Below are 1,477 nucleotides of genomic sequence, written 5' to 3'. Positions count from 1 at the left end.
ACGTACACACTAATGGAAGGTAAATCCGATAAAGTGGTCGAGGACAGGGAAATACCTAAACTAGTCAAACTTCGAGTTTACCAGAGAGACAAAGGAAAATGCACAGAATGTGGTACTAAAGATAAGAAACTGCACTTCCATCACATTAAGCATTTTGCAGATGGTGGTCAACATACTGTAGAAAACCTAAAACTGTTATGTGTATCTTGTCATGCTGAAGCGCACAAAGGAGAAACGGTATATCATCTATTAAAAAGCCAAGCACAGGGGTGATTAAATGGCAGTAGCTGAAAAATTGTATTCAGATATCGAGATCATTGAAATATTGTCAAATTATCATTGGATGATAAAGGAAGTTAAACGAATCGATTACCTCTTAGATAACACAGACCAAAGTTTGACTGCACAATATGGAATAGAAGCAACCATGCCAAAGCCAAAAGGTCTTACAAGTGATGCCATGACAAATGAAATCATAAGACGAGATAAAAAACTTAATCGAAAAGTACGGATGCTACGAAAGATAGAATTTGTTCAAAACAGCCTTCACTTAATTACGGATGAACGGGAAAAAGTTGTATTAGATTGTTTATTAGATGGAATGAGTATAAACGCTATTGCAAATCACATGGGGTTATCAAGAAGGCATATCCATAGATTGAGAGATTCTATAGTGTGCAAAATGTCCCACATGTCCCACAAGTAGAAAGAAAGTAAAGGATAGAATTATAATATAAGTATAGAAACTTTATAAATTCCTCCCCTTTCATTAGGGCATCACTAACAATTGGTTGGTGGTGCTCTTTTATTTTTATGGGGAGTTGGGAAAGCGTTTGAGGGACTGACGGATATAGGCGGGGATTCCGTAACAAAGGGGTGAGAATACATGGCTAATCAATTTACAAGTGAATGGAATGACGAGATAATCCAGCGAATGTTGGAACTTGCAAAAATACATAAGCTGCCTAAAGTCACCAAGATGATTAACAAGGAATTTGGAATTAATAAAACTTATTCTAGTGTGAGGACTAAATATTTAAGGGTGAAGGATAGCTTTCAACCGAGTGTGGATCCAATTAAAGAAACTGGATATAAAGAAACAATCAAATATCATGAAGATGGAACTGTAACCAAGAATACATTGATTAAGATTGCTAATTCAGTAGATATGACACCAACATTCCTGTTACAAGCACATGGATTTAAACCAAGTGAATGGAAAATGATTGATTGTGATAACTCTGTATGGAATCAACATAACAAAGAGGATGGAACAGTTACTCTTTATTCGAGCAAGATAAGAGTTAAACCTAAAGAAAATGAAATAGATATACTCGACTTAGAAAACATTATCAAGAAATTACCTACAATACACATACCAAAGAACAAATCCATAAAACCTAGTAATCTACCATACTTGAACATACCTCTCTACGATATGCACTGGGGTATAGCTGACTATGAATAGTGTGTACGT

3 protein-coding genes are annotated in these 1,477 nt (G+C 35.4%); all 3 read left to right on the top strand.

The window, feature by feature from the left end:
• Positions 1-273, top strand: a 273-nt coding sequence (locus G5W_RS20310; protein WP_010094166.1) for an HNH endonuclease, incomplete at its 5' end; no start/stop codon positions are given.
• A 4-nt stretch (positions 274-277) separates the two neighbouring features.
• Entirely contained in the window at positions 278-706 is a 429-nt protein-coding gene (locus tag G5W_RS0103180; protein WP_010094163.1) for a helix-turn-helix domain-containing protein, read from the top strand.
• Between the two features lie 180 nt (positions 707-886).
• Entirely contained in the window at positions 887-1,468 is a 582-nt protein-coding gene (locus tag G5W_RS0103175) for a hypothetical protein (RefSeq protein WP_010094161.1), read from the top strand.
• Positions 1,469-1,477 lie beyond the last annotated feature (9 nt).

This window comes from Ornithinibacillus scapharcae TW25, assembly GCF_000190475.1.
Taxonomy (GTDB): domain Bacteria; phylum Bacillota; class Bacilli; order Bacillales; family Amphibacillaceae; genus Ornithinibacillus; species Ornithinibacillus scapharcae.
This window is presented reverse-complemented; position numbering and strand designations above follow the sequence as displayed.